10 protein-coding genes are annotated in these 18,022 nt (G+C 67.5%); 8 read left to right on the forward strand and 2 right to left on the reverse strand.

The annotated features are described in order from the left end of the window. Positions 1-52 precede the first annotated feature (52 nt). The 7 genes from ACFYNU_RS01865 (at position 53) to ACFYNU_RS01895 (ending at position 14,706) form a co-directional block, all read left to right on the forward strand. Positions 53-4,831 (forward strand): DEAD/DEAH box helicase, encoded by a 4,779-nt coding sequence (locus ACFYNU_RS01865; protein ID WP_356590186.1) that lies wholly within the window; start codon positions 53-55, stop codon positions 4,829-4,831. Next, the gene (locus ACFYNU_RS01870) at positions 4,828-6,744 is read left to right on the forward strand and encodes a UvrD-helicase domain-containing protein (RefSeq protein ID WP_356590184.1); all 1,917 of its coding nucleotides are present in this window, start codon (positions 4,828-4,830) and stop codon (positions 6,742-6,744) included. The genes ACFYNU_RS01865 and ACFYNU_RS01870 overlap by 4 nt, the downstream gene beginning before the upstream one ends. Next, positions 6,741-9,965 carry a helicase-related protein gene (locus ACFYNU_RS01875; protein WP_356590182.1) on the forward strand — a complete coding sequence of 1,075 codons (3,225 nt, stop codon included), beginning with the start codon at positions 6,741-6,743 and terminating at the stop codon, positions 9,963-9,965. The genes ACFYNU_RS01870 and ACFYNU_RS01875 overlap by 4 nt, the downstream gene beginning before the upstream one ends. Then, a complete protein-coding gene (locus tag ACFYNU_RS01880; protein ID WP_356590180.1) occupies positions 9,962-11,794 on the forward strand; it encodes a DUF1998 domain-containing protein in 1,833 nt (610 codons plus the stop codon). Before ACFYNU_RS01875 ends, ACFYNU_RS01880 begins: the two co-directional genes overlap by 4 nt. 208 nt (positions 11,795-12,002) lie before the next feature. Further along, positions 12,003-13,655 (forward strand): hypothetical protein, encoded by a 1,653-nt coding sequence (locus ACFYNU_RS01885; protein ID WP_356590178.1) that lies wholly within the window; start codon positions 12,003-12,005, stop codon positions 13,653-13,655. After that, positions 13,648-14,178 carry a hypothetical protein gene (locus tag ACFYNU_RS01890; protein WP_356590176.1) on the forward strand — a complete coding sequence of 177 codons (531 nt, stop codon included), beginning with the start codon at positions 13,648-13,650 and terminating at the stop codon, positions 14,176-14,178. The genes ACFYNU_RS01885 and ACFYNU_RS01890 overlap by 8 nt, the downstream gene beginning before the upstream one ends. A gap of 15 nt (positions 14,179-14,193) precedes the next feature. Continuing rightward, positions 14,194-14,706, forward strand: coding sequence for a nucleoside deaminase (locus ACFYNU_RS01895; protein WP_356590174.1), 513 nt, complete (start codon positions 14,194-14,196; stop codon positions 14,704-14,706). Positions 14,707-14,744: 38 nt separating this feature from the next. Here the strand turns inward: ACFYNU_RS01895 and ACFYNU_RS01900 are convergent, their stop codons facing one another. Continuing rightward, positions 14,745-15,728: a hypothetical protein gene (locus ACFYNU_RS01900; RefSeq protein ID WP_356590172.1), complete on the reverse strand. Its 984-nt coding sequence runs from the start codon at positions 15,726-15,728 to the stop codon at positions 14,745-14,747. A gap of 211 nt (positions 15,729-15,939) precedes the next feature. Here ACFYNU_RS01900 and ACFYNU_RS01905 point away from each other — a divergent pair, with 211 nt between their 5' ends. Further along, positions 15,940-17,076, forward strand: a complete 1,137-nt coding sequence (locus tag ACFYNU_RS01905; protein WP_388764777.1) for an endonuclease/exonuclease/phosphatase family protein — start codon at positions 15,940-15,942, stop codon at positions 17,074-17,076. Here ACFYNU_RS01905 and ACFYNU_RS01910 read toward each other — a convergent pair. Continuing rightward, positions 17,073-17,954 carry a nitroreductase/quinone reductase family protein gene (locus ACFYNU_RS01910; protein ID WP_356590168.1) on the reverse strand — a complete coding sequence of 294 codons (882 nt, stop codon included), beginning with the start codon at positions 17,952-17,954 and terminating at the stop codon, positions 17,073-17,075. The two genes, ACFYNU_RS01905 and ACFYNU_RS01910, sit on opposite strands and share 4 nt — an antisense overlap. Positions 17,955-18,022 lie beyond the last annotated feature (68 nt).

The following is an 18,022-nucleotide window of genomic DNA, read 5'->3' on the forward strand; positions in this document are numbered from 1 at the left end:
CCCCACTTCTTCCCCGCGTCCGGCTGCCACCGGCCCAGAAACGGATTTCATCATGAGTCAAGCCTCCGCGACGGACGCCTCGACCGCTTCGCCCGTCATCCGTACGATTCTTGAGCAGTCGGCGCGCGTGCTGGAGACCTACCGTGTCGACCCAGGTCTGATTCTGGAGCACGCCAACGGTGAGCGTCGTATCACCCAGGGCGGCTACGGGGACCGCCAGTTGTTCGAGTTGGTGCAGAACGCCGCCGACGAGATCTCCGATCAACCCGGTGGAAAGGTCCACGTCATCCTGACGGAGAATCATCTCTACTGTGCGAACGAGGGTACCGAGGTCACCCCGGAGGGCGCCGAGACCATTCTCCGCATGAGCGTGTCAAGAAAGCGCGGCGGTCAGATCGGCCGCTTCGGAGTAGGGGTCAAGTCGATCCTCGCTGTCACCGACACCCCTCAGTTCTTCAGCAGTTCAGGTTCCTTCGGGTTCGACCGCAGTTGGTCCCACGACGAGATCGCGAAGGCTCGTGGGGCCGGATCCCACGAGCCGTTCGAAGCTCCCGTTCTTCGGATGGCCCGCCCGCTCGACTCCGCCGAGGAGCGTCTGGCCGACCCGGTACTGGATCAACTGCTCGACTGGGCCACGACCGTGGTGCGACTCCCCCTCCTTCCCGGCGCCGCCGAACGTCTCGCCGGCGACATGCACCAGATGTCGACCAACGAGGAGGAGGGGCGGCGGGAGTTTCCGGAGCGCTTCCAACTCTTCTCTCGCCACGTGGGTACCGTCGTACTCGAAGATCGACGCGAATTGCCGTTCGTCCGCCGCGAGATCACTGTCGAGCACGACGGTTTCCACCACACCATCCACGAGTCGCGGACGGGCAAGGCGGCTGTCAGGACCGATTGGAAGGTCTTCACCCACGCCCACCGCCCCACCGAGGTCGCCCGACGCAGTGCGGGTGAGATGCATGACCGGGGAACGATCGACATCGCCTGGGCGGTGCCCGAGTACGTCGGTGACACCGTACTCACTGCCCCGAGAGGTCGTGGCGAGTTCTGGTCCTTCTTCCCGACCAAGTACCCCATGACCTTGAGCGGGGCCCTCAACGGGGCGTGGAAGACGAACGAGGACAGGCAGAATCTGCTCGACGCGAGCCCCTTCAACCGGGAGATCATCCAGGTCGCGGCCCGACTCGTCATCGACTCACTGCCTCACCTGTGCCCGCCGTCGGACCCGGGTGCGTACCTCCCGCTGCTCCCCGGACGCCCGCGGGAATCCGAGACGTTGAACTGGGCCGACAGATATCTGACCGAGCAGATCTGGGAGTTGACCGCTCAGCGCCCCTCGCTGCCCGACCAGGACGGTGTCCTTCAGATACCGCGGGATCTGAAACTCCATCCCGACCTGGGCGGTCGCGGACGTCTGAAGACCCAGTGGCTTCAGATGTGGAGCGCGTATCCCGGTCGGCCGTCGAACTGGATCCACCCGTCGGTCGAGACCTTCGACATCCGCTCCGGCAAGGTCGAACACGTCCTCAACGAGACGAAGCAGCAGCGCGAGTCGGTGCGCGGGTGGCTGGAGGCTCTGGTGTCCGACGAGACTGCCGAGGCGTCCGCGGTCGCCATCCGCATTCTCGCCGAGATGATCCGTGACGGCTCGCCCTTCGCACAGGAGGCCCGCACGGCCCACATCGTTCTCACCGAGGAGCACGGCATGGTCCCGCCCGTCGCCGGCCGGGTGTTCCGCCGCACGGTGCAGGACGGTCTCAGGGACGACCTGGTGTACGTCGACCCGGCGCTCTCCCTCTCTGACGACCCGACGTTGGCCGCCGCGCTCAACGAGATCGGTATCCGGGAGGCGGATGCCCGTGGCCGCTTCGTGGGCGTCCTGGACCAGGGTTTCGACAGCTACGGACCGCAGGACTGGACCCGTTTCTGGGAGCTCTTCCACAGCGCCGGGGGCAGCCACGTCTCCGGGGAGGTACGGTCCCGCGTGCCCTCTCCCTCGACGACGCTCTTCGTCCGTACGTCGGACGGCCGATACCACCGGATGCGGGACTGTCTGCTGCCCGGCCCTGTCGTGCCCGCCGACGGGAGCAGGGACGCGTCGCTCGCGGTGGACATGGACTTCCACTCCGATGACATGGCCGTGTTCCGTGAGTTCGGCCTGCGCAGCGGACCGACCGGAGGGCAGCAGCCGACCGACGACGACTGGTTCGCGGAGTACCGGACCTCCGTCCACGAGGACTACTGCAGGACGCTCGACAGCAGCGCGAGCCGTCCGACCCTCAACCGCCTCAAGGTGGAAGGCGCCACTCCCGGTGGACCCTTGCACCTTCTGCCCCGCCTGTCCGACGAAGGGAAAGCCGCTTTCGTCAAGGCCCTGCCGGACGACAGCGTCATCGACACATGGATGATGCAGATCGGAGCGCAGACCTCGACCCGACGGAGAGTCGTCTCGCCGTTGCGGTGGATGCTCCGCCGTCACGGCATGCTGCCGACGTCGCAAGGAGTCGTCCAACTCGCCGACGCCGTGGGCCCACAACTCCACGCGTACAGCGATGTCCTTCCCGTCGCGGACATCAGCGAGGAGAAGGCCCGCAAACTGCATCTCCCCGTCGTGGCGAGCGAGGTCCCGGCGAGGCAGTGGGACCGGCTCCTGGCGCAGCTCGCGGTGAGCGACGACGACGCATTCGTCGGTCGCACCTACGTGATGCTCACGCGCCTCGAGGTCCCGTTCCCCGCGGACACCCTCACCCGCTGTCGTACGGGCGCCGAGTGGGCTGCCCGCGAGGACGGCGAGATCGCGGTGGCCGCCTCCGAGGACGAGTATCGCGCGTTGCGTGCCGAGCAGCTCCCCGCACTGCTCGCGGGCAATCCGGCCGACGCCGACCTTCTGGTCCGAACCTGGGGGATGCTGCGGTTCGCCGACGTCATCAGCAAGGAGATCCGACACGTGGGGGCGGGTGAGCCGATCCTCCTGCGGGACGAGTACCCCACCCTGCGCCAGCGGCTCGGCAACTCGGTCAACAACTACGCCCTGCTGCGCTGCTCCGAACTGGAGGAGGTGACCCGTACCCCCCAGGGGACCCGGGTGGCTCCACTGGCAGGCGCCCTGCACGGTACGACCGTGCTCGTACTCGCTTCGCAGTCTCGGCTCGAAGCGCTGATCTCCGCGGACCGCGAGCTGCGCTGGGGGTTGCGCGAGACGGGCTGTCGAGCCGTGCTCGACGCCCAGGAGCGGCAGGAGTCCGACCAGCAGGTGCAGAGCGCTCTGCGCAAGGTCCGTGAGGCGCAGACCGTGGAAGAGAAGTTGGAGTTGCTCATCGGGGCGACAGCGCTTCGCGCCGGGTTGCCGCCCGGCCTGCTGGAGAGCGAACGTGCCGCCCTGGGGGACGAGGAACCATCTCCCCGACGGATCGCGCGCATGGCGTACAACGCGCACGGTGACGGCGTGTTGCAGATGCACGCCAGGGACCTGGTGGCGGCTTACCCGAGTCACGCACCGTCGTCGTTCACGGGCGGATCCCCCGCCGTGCGGTTCGTGTCCGAGTTCGGCTTCCCCGACTCCTTCGCCGGAGCCAGGACACCTTCCCTGGAGCCGAGGATCGACGTGTCCGGGCCGACCGCGTTCCCCCGCCTCCATGACTATCAGGAGCGGCTCGCCGCCAACGTCTTCGCGATGTTGGACCGGGTCACGCCGCAGCGCGGAATGTTGTCGTTGCCGACGGGCGCGGGGAAGACCCGGGTGACGGCGGAGGCTGTCATCCGCTGGGTCAAGCAGGCCGGGCAGTTGGACGGTCCGATCCTGTGGATCGCGCAGACCGAGGAACTCTGCGAGCAGGCCGTCCAGAGTTGGAGTTTCGTCTGGTCGAAGGTGGGGGCCGACAATTCACTCGCGATCAGCCGGCTCTGGTCCTCGAACGAGGCCGGCCCCGTGAACGACCGCCCGCACCTCGTCGTCGCGACCGACGCGAAGCTGCGCAACTGTCTGGATACCGACAGCTACGAATGGTTGCGCGCGGCGAGCCTGGTCATCGTCGACGAGGCCCACATGGCCATCGCGAAGCAGTACACCGAAATCCTCGCGCAACTGGGCCTGACCGCACGTGAGACCGAGCGCCATCTGCTCGGTCTCACGGCCACGCCCTTCCGTAACACCAACGACGAGGAGACTCGGCGACTGGTCCAACGCTTCGGGGCTCGCCGCCTCGACGACGGGATCTTCCCGTCGGGGGACGCCTATGCGGAACTCCAGGAGCTGGGCATGCTGGCGCGTGTCACCCATCGTGAACTACCCGGTGGCACCATCGAGTTGACCCATGACGAGAAGGAGAGGGCGGACCAGCTCAGTCTGTTGTCGAAGGCCGCCGAACAGCGACTCGCCGATGACCAGGACCGGAACAACCGCATTCTCGAAGAGATCGGAGGCATGCCTTCCGACTGGCCGGTCCTCGTGTTCGCCACATCGGTGGGCCACGCCAAGTTCCTGGCCGCCAAACTCAGAGATCTGGACATCACCGCGGCGGCGGTGGATTCGGCGACGTCCACGGGCGAGCGCAGGCAGCGGATCGACGCCTTCAGGCGAGGCGGCATCCGCGTCCTCACCAACTACGGTGTCCTCACCCAGGGCTTCGACGCGCCCGCGACCCGAGCGGTCGTGGTGGCCCGTCCCAGCTACAGCCCCAACGTGTACCAGCAGATGATCGGGCGCGGTCTACGAGGACCACGTAACGGAGGCGAGGACACCTGTCTCATCCTCAACGTCCGCGACAACATCACCAACTACGGAAAAGCCTTGGCCTTCACACAGTTCGAGCACCTGTGGGGTACCAAGTGAGCACCGTGCGGGTCGAGTCCCCGGAGCTCACGGGGGAACAGCAAGCTGTCGTCGACCAACCGTGGGACACCCGTCTGCTGGTCACCGCCGGTGCCGGATCGGGCAAGACCCACACTCTCGTGCGTCGACTCGACGCCCTGATGGGCGACGAGGACGTGGCCTTGGAGGCCCGGGAGATCCTGGTACTCAGTTTCTCCCGGGCGGCCGTCAGGGAACTGCGCGAACGGATCGCCCTGCACGCCAGGGAGGCCCGCAGGGTCAGGGTGCAGACCTTCGACTCGTGGGCGTACGCGCTGTTGCAGAGTGCGTATCCGGACCGCGAGTGGGGACGGCTCTCCTTCGACGACCGCATCCGGGAGGCCACCGAGGCCATCATGCGGGGGGCACTGGAGGCGGGTGAGGTCGGTCCACCGGCCCATGTGGTGATCGACGAGGTCCAGGACCTCGTGGGTGATCGCAGAGACATGGTGGAGACCTTGCTCGACCGTTTCCGGAACAGTTGCGGTTTCACCGTGGTCGGCGACGGCGCACAGGCGATCTTCGGCTTCCAGGTGTCGGACGAGGACGCGCGTGCGGCTGAGACCAACTACTTCTTCGACTGGCTCCGGGCCTCGTACGCCGACGATCTGGTCGAGCTGCATCTCACCGCGAACTTTCGGGCCCGCACCGACGAGGCGCGCACCGCCCTCGGCCTCGGCCCGACGCTCCAACGGCTGCCGTCCGAGACCCAGGAGTCGGGCACCGCCGGCGAGGAACTGTACGGAAGACTGTCGGACCTGCTGCGCATGTGTCCTGACTTCGGCCCGCTCGACAGCGAGTTCACCGTCGGGTCACTCAGGGATTTCCCGGGGACGTGCGCGATCCTGTGTCGCGACAACCGGCAGGCCCTCGTCCTGTCGGACACGCTCCACTCCCTGCGGATTCCGCATCGGATGCGACGGTCCTTCCAGGACCGGTCCGTTCCACCGTGGGTGGCGTCCGTCCTACGAGCCACCGGCTCGGCCACCTTGACCGAGGAACGCTTTCTCAGATTGCTCGCCGCCGGTGGGTCGTTGCCCGCCGGGGACGATCCGACCAGGCTCTGGCGATCACTGCGCGACGCGGCGCGCGCGCCGCGTGGCCTCCTCGATGTCTCCGCCGTGCGCCGGCTGGTCACCGAGGGTCGTTTCCCGGACGACCTGGTCCTGGCGGAGCCGGGCGGTCTCGTGGTCTCCACCGTCCACCGCGCCAAGGGGCTCGAATTCGATCGGGTGATCGTGGTGGAGCCGCCGACGACGGCAGAGCTCCGCAGACAGCACACGCATGTCGATCCGGCAGCGGAGTCTCGCGCCTTCTACGTGGCGATGACACGCGCCAGGGACGATCTGTTCCGCATGACCGCGCCGGACACCACACTCATCCGCAAGGACAGGGCGAGCGACCGTTTCTACCTCGGTGGCTGGAAGGCCTACTACCGCGACGGGCTGGCGGCCACCGGTCAGGACGTGTCCACCGAACACCCGCCGGGTACGGACGGATTCGAGGCCGACCCCGTCCGGCTCCAGGACCATCTCGCGACGTCGGTCCGCCCCGGCGACGAACTGGTGCTCCGTCCGCAGCACGAGTTGCCCATGGCCGCCGATCAGAGCCCGCCGTACACCATCTTTCACCGAGACACCCCCGTCGCCGTGGTCTCGGAGGAGTTCCGTCGCGGCCTCCATTCGTCCCTGAAGGTCAACCGGACTTGGGAGATCAACTGGCCGGTGGAGATCGGCGGCTTCAGGGTGGACTGCCTGGAGAGCGTCGCCGGCAGCACGGCCTCGGGGGTGCGGGCCGGCCTCGGTGACCACGGGATCTGGACCGTGCCTCGTATGACGGGGTTGGGACGGTACAGGCGACATGGTACGAACCTTCAGGAGGGTCAGGGCAGATGACGAACGACAGCAGTCCTCACGCCGCGCACTACGCCATGCGCGACGAACTCGCCTCCCGACTGCGCGCCGACCTGCTGGGCCCGGAGGTCGAGGACGAGGTCCTGACCCAGGATCCGCCGATCACGGTGTACCCCGTCGGTGTGTTGTTCCCGCGACCCACGACCGAGGAGGCGGAGAAGGAACTGGCCGCCGCCGCAGCCGTGAACGACGGACCTGACGACGCCCCGATCCTTCGGGGCAGAGACATCGAGGACGCGGGTCCCGATCTCGGCGTCTCCCTCGCCAACGACCGGAGGCCGTCGTCCATGGGGCTGACGTTCGCGGTCGACCCCGCCGTGTCTCCGAGAATCGTCGTCACGACCGAGGCGGCCGTCTACGACCCCGTGGACCCCGAAGGTCGCCCGGTCTCGGCGAAACGAGCAGAAGCCCGAAGCACCTCCGAGCAGTCCGAGCACTGGCGCCGCCGCCCCCTGGAACTACGGCAGGTGACGGTCGACGTCACCCGGCCGGGCATGTACCGACCGGACCCCGTTCACGACGGGGTGGAGATCCGCGCGCTGGTCCGCCGTCCTGCGGGCCCCGAGCGCACCGTCACCGTCACCGTCACGCTGATCAACACCCGACGGGTGGGTGAACGGGAACTTCAGGACGCCTTCTCCCTCTATCAGCCTCGGCTCACCGTGACCGCGCCCGCCGGTGAGCAAGCATTCGTGGAGCGTCCGGCGGCGCACGGACCCGTGGACGCGGAGCAGGGCGCGAGCCGTTTGCTCCATCGGTACGCACCGACCTTCGCCGTGGGCCACGGCTGCGCGGCCGACTGGGACTGGACCCCGCCCCCCGTGGGTGCTCCCCCTCCCGGGCGGGCAGCGGTCTCCGAGGTACGCAGTGAATTCATCCCGACCCATGACGTGTTGTTGACGGATTCCAATCCGGAGATCGACGACTCCGCGCTCACGATGCACGGTTTGGCGACGAAGCGGGACGCCGAGGTGATAGCGGCCCTCGACGACCTGATGGCGGGATACGAGGAGTGGATCGAACGCAAACATGGCGAGGCCACGGATCTCGGCGGTACGACCTTCGAGGTTCCCGCCCTGGAACAGGTCGAGCAGTGTCGTGTCGCGTTGGGTCGTATGCGTGCCGGTATTCGCGTACTGGCCGACGACACGCATGCCATGAACGCCTTCCGCCTCGCCAACCTCGCCATGGCGCGACAACGGGCCAGGGGCGAGTGGATCAAACAGAACCGCGAGGGCAGCCCTGACGACACCGCCGGCCGCTGGCGTCCTTTCCAGGTCTCCTTCATGCTCCTGTGTCTGGAAGGGATCGTGGATCCGAGGCACAAGGACCATGAGGTCGCCGACCTCCTCTGGTTCCCCACGGGAGGCGGCAAGACCGAGGCCTATCTCGGCCTGATCGCCTTCACCACCTTCCTGCGCCGCATGCGACTGGGTGGCCGGGGAGGGGGTGTCACCGTTCTGATGCGCTACACCCTCCGTCTTCTCACACTCCAGCAGTTCGAGCGGGCGACCGCACTGATCTGCGCCATGGAACGCATCCGGCTGGAGGACGAGACGAACCTGGGAGTCGAGCCCATCTCCATCGGGATGTGGGTCGGCCAGTCGGCGACACCCAACACGCTCTCCGCCGCAGCCGCCGGACTCGCCGAGCTACGACGCGGCCGAGCCCTCCAGGAGAAGAACCCCGTCCAACTCCATTCCTGCCCCTGGTGCGGCACGCGCCTGGACGCCTGTCAGTACGAGGTGGACGAGCAGGCACGCCGGATGCTTGTCCGGTGCCCCGACACGAGTTGCGACTTCCAGGACGGTCTCCCTGTCCACCTCGTCGACGAGGCCGTCTACGACGCGCGACCGACGCTGGTGATCGCGACGGTGGACAAGTTCGCGGCGATGCCGTGGCGGGAGCGGACAGCCGCGCTGTTCAACCGCGATCGTTCGGACGGCACGCCGCCGCCCGAACTCATCGTCCAGGACGAACTGCATCTCATCTCGGGCCCCCTCGGCACCCTCACCGGCCTGTACGAGACGGCCGTGGACCTGTTGGCCGACCGCCCGAAGGTGATCGCTTCCACGGCCACGATCCGGCGTGCCGCAGCTCAGGGCAAGGCGTTGTTCGACCGCTCGGTGTCCCAGTTCCCACCGGCGGGACTTGATGCGCGCGACTCCTGGTTCGCGGTCGAGACCCCCGCCGAACGGAAGGCCAGTCGGCGGTATATCGGCCTCCTGACACCGAGCACGAGCCAGGCCACACTGCTGATCCGGACCTATGCGACGCTGCTCCACCAGGCGACACGTAGCGACACGACGCAGGAGGTTCGGGACGCCTACTGGACACTCGTGGGTTACTTCAACAGTCTGCGCCTGCTGGCCGCGGCCGAACTCCAGGTCCACGACGACGTGGAGGCGTATCTGGAGTACCTCGCCGAGAAGGACCACGTCGAGGGGCGGAAAATCAAGGAGCAGACCGAGCTGACAAGCCGCGCCAACTCCAGTGAGGTTCCGGCCCGTCTGAAGCAGGTCGAGCGGCGCCTCCCGCACGACGAGACCGTGGACGTCCTGCTCGCCACGAACATGATCTCCGTGGGCGTCGATGTGGACCGCCTCGGGCTGATGGCCGTGATGGGACAGCCACAGACGACCGCCGAGTACATCCAGGCCACGAGCCGGGTCGGTCGAAAACATCCCGGTCTGGTGGCCGTCATGCTCAACTCGGCCCGCTCCCGGGACCGTTCACACTACGAGAACTTTCGCCACTTCCACTCGGCGCTGTACCGCGAGGTGGAGTCGACCAGCGTCACGCCCTTCTCCGCCCGCGCTCGTGATCGTGGTCTGCACGCGGTGATCGTCGCACTGGCCCGCATCCTCATCCCCGCCGCTCGCTCCGACGAGAAGGCGGGCGACATCGACAGGTTCCGGGACGAGCTCGACCGGCTGGTGAGAACCCCTCTGCTCGCACGGGTCGAGCAAGTGGCCCCGGACGAGTACGGCGCGACGGTCGACTCGTTCGACGAGTTCGTCCAGTGGTGGGAGGAACAGGCCGAGATGCACGGAGCACTCACGTACGAACCCGGACGTGGCAGAAGGAACCCCTCGCTCCTCCGCTCGTACGACGACGAGAACAACGGGGGCGCGTGGCCGACCTTGTGGAGCCTGCGTGACGTCGATGCCGAATCCGCACTCTTCATGGAGGCGACCCGATGACCCCGCCCCCCGCCCGTCGTCGCCGAGGCGGCCCTCCGGAGCGGAGCTTCCCACGACGCGGTTCGGTCCGACGCTCCCAGATGATCACCACGTACGGCGCCGGCTCGCTCATCGCGGTCGACAACGAGTCGTTCATCGTGTCCGGCACCGATTCGTGGAACATGAGCGAGGCGCCGACGATCCACGAACACCGACTGGCACGGCTCCTGGGAGTCCGGTCCTTCCGCCTCCCACCCGCATCGGACGACAGGAGCAGGGACGGGGTCCACGTCAGGCGCTTCCCACTCTGGCACTCGTGCCCGGACTGCGAAACGTTGCAGCATGTACGTGCCTTCAACTCCTCTCCCGGCAAGAACGATTGCGGAATCTGCGGACAGGATCTCGTCCCCTCTCGCTTTGTCATGGCCTGTGCCCACGGGCACATCGACGACTTCCCCTACTGGAAGTGGGCACACCGCAGCAACCGACGAGAGGGAGAGACGGGGCTGTGCGGAGGCGAGATGCGGCTTCGTTCCAGCGGCAAGACCGCGTCGCTACGCTCCATCCTGATCTCGTGCACCTGCGGAATCCCCGAGGTGTCCCTGGAGGGCGCCTTTCGCGGCCGAGCGCTGTCGGACCTCAAGGTCCGCTGCGGCGGCAAGCGTCCCTGGCTGAAGGACGCCCCGACCGAGGACTGTTCCGAGGCTCCGCGGACTCTCCAGCGTGGTTCGTCCGTGGCCTGGCAGGCGATCGTGAAGACCTCGCTGTCGATCCCTCCCTGGAGCGGAGGGCTGGCGGCGCGTCTGGCAGAGCATTGGGACGACCTGCGCGCCATGGACCGCACCGGGATCGAGATGTTCCTCAAGATCCTCACGCTCAACGAGAAGTACACGTTCCCGCCGGACGCCGTCATCGCGCTCCTTGAGGCAGAGAGACACGAGGATGCCGGGCCGGACGACGAGGAGAACAAGGACAAGGCCTACGTCGCGCTACGCAAGCAGGAGTACGCGCGGTTGAGGGAGGGGCACCCGGAGAGCGAGGCCGATCACGAGGAGCAGTTCGTCTGCGAACCTCCCAGATCCTCCGCGGCGGAACTCATTCCGTACGGAGTGGCGACGCCCATGTTGGTCAAACGTCTTCGTGAGGTCCGCGCGCTCAAGGCGTTCTCCAGGGTGGACACACCGGACACGCAGGCCGACGTCCACGAGGCACCGTTGTCACTCACGCCCCTCACCTGGTTGCCGGCCATGGAGGTCCAGGGCGAGGGCGTCTTCCTCCGCCTCGACGAAGATCGACTCGACGCGTGGTCTCGGAGCACGTCCGTCGCCGCCCGGGTCGAGCGGATCCGGGCCAACCACCAGAGGCGGCTGCGCGAGCGCGCCAAGGACCCGGGGACAGTGCCGGAGTCACCGGCGACGCCGCGCATGGTGCTGCTCCACACATTGGCGCACGCGCTCATCAACGAATGGAGCTTGGACGGGGGATACCCGACGTCCGCACTGCGCGAAAGGCTCTACGCCGACGACACCATGGCCGGACTGCTCGTCTACACGGCCACCAGCGATTCCGCCGGCAGCCTGGGCGGCCTCGTGGCTCAGGGTGAACCGGAGCGCCTGACGCGTTCCCTTCCAGCAGCCCTGCGACGAGCGCAGTGGTGCTCGGCGGACCCTCTCTGCGTCGAGTCGGAGGCGAGCGGAGCCGGCAGCGTCAATCTCGCCGCCTGTCACGCCTGTGTCCTGCTGCCTGAGACAAGCTGCGAGGTGAACAACGGTCTGCTCGACCGGGCCCTGCTCGTCGGGACACCGGAGGATCCGACGATCGGCTTCTTCCACGACGCCATGCACCTCTGACACGGCACCGGGAAGGGTGGACGAGCTCCCCGGCGGGGCCCCGTCCGTACGAGCCGACCGCTCATGTCCACAAGCCCCAACAACCCATCTGATCACTCTTGTTCACCGGTACAGTCGAGCGATCGATTGAACTCTCTGGAGGTCGACAGACGTGCGGCGATTGCGGCGCCAGACCGCAGTAGGTGTGTGCGCTCTCGCACTTCTCGCATTGGCCGTCGTCCTCCCGGTCGAAAAGGACGACGCGGTCGACGCGACTCAGTTCACGGTCGCGTTCTTCGCCACCCTCCTCACCGGGGAGGCCGTCATCTTCGCGCTCACGTTCTCCGCGGCAAGTTCATGGCCCTCGCTACGTGCCATCGACAAACACATCGCGTTCCGCGAGTGGGTGCTGATCGGCTGGGTGGCCGCGATGTTCACCTCGTGCGGACTACTGGGAAAGAGCGACGTCAGCATCACCTACGGCGCCCTTCTCTTCATCCTCGCCAACTTCTTCGGTGTCTTCTCGTTCATCCGTCTCTTCGGGCTCGCGAGCATCGGCGGCCGCAACCGGTTGCTACGGAAGACTCTCGTCCGGGCGCTCGCCGATCTGCGCGGGCGCCCCCTGATCGACGACCCCGCCGTGGCGGCCTTTCTGGGAGCCCTCGACCAGGCCATCAGCACCAACGACCCCACGGGTGTTCGCAATCTGGTCGGCCAGCTCATCGGGCCGTCCACCCACTCCTTCGCCGGCGCCTCCTCCGTGGCACTCCATCTGGAGGTGCTGCACCGGCTGGCCCGCGCGGCGTTGGTGCGAGGGGCCGATCCCGTGGTCGTCATCGGCTGTGCGGAGTCCCTGATCAGCTCCTTGTTGCGTAGAGTGCGTGAATTGGACGACCCGGCGGTGGTGTTGGGTGCTCTCAGCCGAGATCTCGCGTGGCTCGGCAGCACAGCGAGGATCATGTCCGTACGTGGTATCGCTTCCAGCAGGGCCGCCCGGGAACTCGTCACGATGACCGTGGAATGTCGCATGCGCATTCTTCTCGCCGTCGATCCTGATCCCAAACAGTTCAACAGCCCCGACGAAGTCGGCTCCGTGATCACAGATCCGACCGGAGCACTTCTTTGGGCACGGGACTTCACCGAGTTCCATGGAGCACATCAGGCGAACGGTTTCTACAGCGTCTTCCAGATACTCACCGGATCAAAGTTCATGGGGAACTACTGGGACGGGGATTCCGTGCTCGGCAGGATGCGGCAGGTGCTCTTCGGAGACGATCCGGCCGCCGGCGCGGAGGCCGACGCCGCGCGTGAAGTCTTCGGCGACGTCGCCGGTTTCGACCGCTTCTGGGCCCTCGTCTCGGTCGGCGCGATCGGCACCTTGCGGGACGCCGTCGCCCCGCACCCGCCGGAGCTGGTCCATCCGGAGTTCACGGCGGACGGACAGCTGCTCGGTGCCTACCTGCGTACGTTCGCCACGCATCGCTGGTTCAGTACGGCCCACGAGGCGCACGAGGCTTTGCTCACTCTCGTCAGCCTCGCCGACAGCCCCGACGACCCCTGGGAGCTGATCAACCGTCGCACAGCCCGGTCGGCCTTGCGTACAGCGGTACCTCGGGCCGAGCCCAGGGACCGAGGGGCCGCCTTGATCCTCGCGATCGCCGGCCGACTGGCACCTCTCGAACCGAACGCGTCCGACTCCGAATTGCGAGACTTCCTCGCCGCTCTGCCTGAGCCCGCACTCGCCGAGGCCGGCAAACTCGCATGCCGGATCCTGCCCGGGGCGTCCGCATGTTCCGCCGATCCGGCGAATGCGATAGTCGTCGGCCTCGAAGTGATGCAACTGGTAGGCGCACACACACGCGAGGGACAACGGCATGGATGAACGCGACGATACCTACTGGCGCAGCCGTACAACGCGTCTGCTGGAGCCGTCCGTGCACGCCGCACTGATCGTCCAGTGCGGGCTCGACTGGCTACGTCCGGACAGACTGACGTTGCGCAACGACATCGACGAAGCATTGCTGAAAGCTCAGCTACGTCGCGGCCGTGCACTCCGAATCACACGACTCGTCCTGCACAATCTGCCCGTCTCCGTGAGCCGGGCGAATGACTTCAGGTCGGTGGCCGCGTCGTTCGACGAATGGCAGAACCGCCTGACAGTGGCCAATTGTCTGCTCCGTCGACCGACCCCCCTCATACATCGCTTGATCATCCGTGGTGAAGATCCCGTTACGCCGCCGGAAGATATGGTCGAGTTGCTCACCGACGGCGGATGGACCGACGACGACCGCGCCGAATCCGCCCTTCGGTTCGTCGATACGCCCGGCATCACAACGCCACTGACCAATTACGATGCCGACCTGGCCGGTCCGTTCAGCGACGCGGATCCGTCGGTCCACATGTGAGAAGAGGGAGATTCGGTGTCCTACGCCCAGGAGACCCCGGCAGATCAGCAATTTCTCGAGCAGGCCATCGCCGTTTCACGACACGCCTTGGACGACGAGGGCAAAACACCCTTCGGAGCCGTCGTCGTCGTCGACGGCGAGGTCGTGGGGATCGGTACCAGCTCGGTGATGGAACTCCACGATCCCACCGCTCACGCCGAGATGATGGCGCTGCGTGCCGCAGGGAGAACGCTTCGGCACCACATCATGGAGAACGGTGTCATGTACTCGAGCAGCGAGCCCTGCCCGATGTGCCTCGTCGCCTGCTACTGGGCGCGCATTCCTCGTCTCGTCTATGCCGCTACCAGCCACGATGTGGCGGTCAACGGCTTCGAGGATCTCCAGTTCTACCGGCAGCTGTCCAAGCCCAACAAGGAACGAACTCTTCTGGCCGAGGTGTCGGTGGAAGGCAAGCTCCGCGAAAGCGCGGCCGGCGCGCTGGCGGAGTGGTCATCGGCGCTGCCGTTCACCGTCGAACCGAAGCTCTGACGACTTGCCCGTCCACTCCGGAAATCCGTTCTGCTGCCTCATGGGCGGAGCACCACCGTTGGGCGGGTTGGGGGTGGGGTGGCGAGGTGGAGTTTGGTTTGGATCGCTGTGATCAGTTCCTCGGGGTGGTCGCGGACCAGGGATGGGGTCACGCTCAGGACCGAGACTCCGTGGGATTCCAGGCGGAGGCGGCGGCGGAGGGTGGCGCGGTATTCCGAGATGCCCAGGTGGTATTCCGCCGAGTCGACCTCCAGGGCGACGCCCTCGTCGGGCCAGTAGGCGTCCGGGCGGGCCAGGAAGGTGCCCGACGGGGTGCGGAGTGTGGGGTTCCAGAGGGGCTCCGGGAGGCCGGCGTTGAGGAGGGTGTCGCGGGTTTCGCCCTCGGCGATGGAGTGGACGCCGGCGCGGAGGTCGTCCAGCACCGCGCGGACCGCCGGGTTGCGCAGGGCGTGGGAGGCGTGGAGTTCGGCGCGGAGGTCGTCCGGGTGACAGCGGCCCCGCTGGACCGTGCTCACCAGCAGGGCGCGGACCCTGTCCGGTGAAGGCTCGTGGGCGGCGAAGTCGGAGGCCGCGCGGACCGCGCGGACGCAGGGGATGCCCTCGCCGCGGAGGGTGGGTGGCCAGCGGCGGGTGGGGTGGAGGTGGACGTAGCCGCGGTCGCGGAGTCGGCGGCCCGCGTGGACCAGGACGTCGGCCCGGTCGGCGCGGGCGCCTCGTACGCCGTAGATGGCCAGGACCGCCTCACCGGTCAGTACGGCGGTGGTGCCCGACATCGCGGGGGCGTTCCGGGCCGCCGCGAACAGGACGGCCGCCAGCAGTTGTTGCCAGACGTGCGGCTTGCCCGTCTGTATCAGGACCACCCCCGGCAGCAGCCGTTGCCAGGGGCCGCCCGGTGCGCAGCGGCGTGCGGCCGTGCCGGCGGCCAGGCCCGTGGCGCGCAGTTGGCCGGTGGTCGCCAGCCGCATCTGGGTGCGGGCGAGGCGGTCGATCGCCGTGGTGTCTGCTGTCGTGGGTCGCGGCATGGGTACGTTCTACCCATTCGTGACTCTGTGTAGTGGGCGTCACCGGATGCAGTTCTGGTGAGAACCGTGTCAATGACACGATCATGCCTGGTGGTTGTGATCCGCCCCGCCGTAGCGTGCCAGGACCGGGAGCACGCCGATCCGTTCTTGAAACGAGGGGCCCTTGAGACGCAAGCGGAAGTTGGCAGCGGCACTGACAGCGGTGACAGCCGTGGCGGCTGTGATCGCGGCCGGGGCCGGCGCGGGGGACGGTGGAGAGTTGGTGCCCGCGGCGGCAGCCGCCACGACCCTGAGGGTCCTCGACTGGAACATCCAGGGCGGGAACAGCTCGGACGGGGACGCCAACTGGGACAGCATCGTGAGCACGATCGCCGCCGAGGACCCGGACGTCGTCACCCTTCAGGAAGTGCACAACGACAAGGGGCAGATGGTCGACGGCCGCCCCGGCATCAACCAGTACCAGACCCTGCTGGACACCTTCCCGGCGTACGAAGGGCATTTCGCCAGGAGCGACACCAACGCCTACGGAGGGTCGGCCGGGCAGCTGATCCTCTCCAAGTACCCCATCAACGAGAAGGTCAGCTACATACTGCCGAACGACGACAGTGGTGCCGTCGACCGCAGCATGGGGGGCGTCAACATCGGCGTCGGTGGTACGGCCGTACGCGTCTACAGCACCCACCTCTCCGCCGGTGACGGCGCGGCGGCCGTCGCCCGTCGCGAGGCGCAGGCCAGATACATCCTCGGCAAGCTCCCCGCCGACAAGATGACCACCCCGATGCTGTTCACCGGGGACCTCAATGTGCGGCCGGACGCCCGCATCCGGTCCTGGATCGCCGGTGCGGGGTGGCTCGACACCTGGACGCAAGTGAAGGCCAACACCGGTGCCGACGTGGTCACCCACCCCGGCAGCGGCGACGACGCGCGTATCGACTACGTCTACGGCTCCGGCGCCATCGATGTGTCCGACGCCCGCACCCGCACCACGACCGCCTCCGACCACCGCCCGGTGGTGACCGACGTGACCATCCACAGCCCGTCCGTCGCCAGGTCCGGGTCGGTGCTCGCGGGCGCGGACTCGCTGGCCGGGTCGGCCAACGTCTCGGTGTACTCGGACGCCGCCGCCACTCTCCGGGTGTGCGACAACAAGGCGGACGGCTGGGGCGTACGCGCGTACGTCTACGGAAAGGCCGGCGGACCTGTCGTCGTGACGGGCCACGACGGGGCGTACGCGGATCGCTGCGGGACGTTCGACGCGGCCTCGGGCAGCGCCGGTTCGCCGGTGGTGAAGGTGTGCCTGTACAAGGGGGGCGAGGAGAAGGACTGCCGGCAGAAGACGATCACCTAGGAGCCGGTGTCGGGACGGCCGCCGGGACGGCCGAGCAGCGCCGGGAGCAGGTGTTCCTCCTCGTACGTGAAGTGGTCGTCCAGATCCTTCGCCAGCCGTTCCAGTTCCTCCCGCAGGGCGTCCGGCGTGGTCGGCGGGGCTTCCCGCAGCTTCGTCAACGCCGCCGAGACGGTGCGGTGTTCCGCGCGCAGGCGCTCCAACACCGGCGCCAGCTCGGGGAATTGCCGGTCGAAGGCCGAGAACGCGCCGTCCTCGGCGGTGTGGTGCATGCCCAGCGACTCGCAGAAGCTCAGACAGTGGAGCAGCAGCCCCTCGTGGAGAGAGGGGGCGGCCGAGGGGGTGGCGAGGAGACTCGCCAGCTCGGCCCGCAGATGGGCGTGGACGCGTACGAGCTCCTCGCCTATCGCCCGGTTCCGCGCCGGGTCGGTCAGGTCCAGGGCGTGCAGCGCGATCACCGGGATCGTACGGTCGGTGCCCGCCTGGTACGCGGCGAAGCCCGGGTTCCGGGCCGCCTGGAGGGCGTACTGGTGGTCGCGCTCCTCGCCCCGGAGCGGTTCGGCGCGGGCCGAGAAGGTGTGGACGGTGCCCTCTTCGGTGCCGATCTCGACGGTGACCCGATTGTCGGCGAGCAGGTTGAAGTACCAGCCCGGATGCGCCGGGCCGCCCGCGTTGGAGGCGAAGACCAGCAGGCGTTCGCCGTCACGCGCGTAGGCGGCGGGGGTCGTGCGCCGCTTGCCGGTCCGCGCGCCCAGCGTCGTCAGCAGCACGAGCGGGGCGCCCTCGAACATGCCGCCCACCCGGCCGCCGTTGGCCCGGAACTCCTCGATGATCAGCCGGTTGAATTCCTGGACCCTCTGCCGCTGTTCGGGTTCGGTCATGGGGTGGCCCTCTCCGGATACGCTCGATCAGAAGACGTATTCACTTTGCAAGCAAAGATACTTTGAAC

Source organism: Streptomyces sp. NPDC006643 (assembly GCF_042870175.1).
Taxonomy (GTDB): domain Bacteria; phylum Actinomycetota; class Actinomycetes; order Streptomycetales; family Streptomycetaceae; genus Streptomyces.

Bases quoted from the DNA above. Each gene is read 5' to 3' on its own strand.
- ACFYNU_RS01865 (WP_356590186.1), top strand. From the start codon at position 53: ATGAGTCAAGCCTCCGCGACGGACGCCTCGACCGCTTCGCCCGTCATC.
- ACFYNU_RS01875 (WP_356590182.1), top strand. From the start codon at position 6,741: ATGACGAACGACAGCAGTCCTCACGCCGCGCACTACGCCATGCGCGAC.
- ACFYNU_RS01880 (WP_356590180.1), top strand. From the start codon at position 9,962: ATGACCCCGCCCCCCGCCCGTCGTCGCCGAGGCGGCCCTCCGGAGCGG.
- ACFYNU_RS01890 (WP_356590176.1), top strand. From the start codon at position 13,648: ATGGATGAACGCGACGATACCTACTGGCGCAGCCGTACAACGCGTCTG.
- ACFYNU_RS01900 (WP_356590172.1), bottom strand. From the start codon at position 15,728: ATGCCGCGACCCACGACAGCAGACACCACGGCGATCGACCGCCTCGCC.
- ACFYNU_RS01910 (WP_356590168.1), bottom strand. From the start codon at position 17,954: ATGACCGAACCCGAACAGCGGCAGAGGGTCCAGGAATTCAACCGGCTG.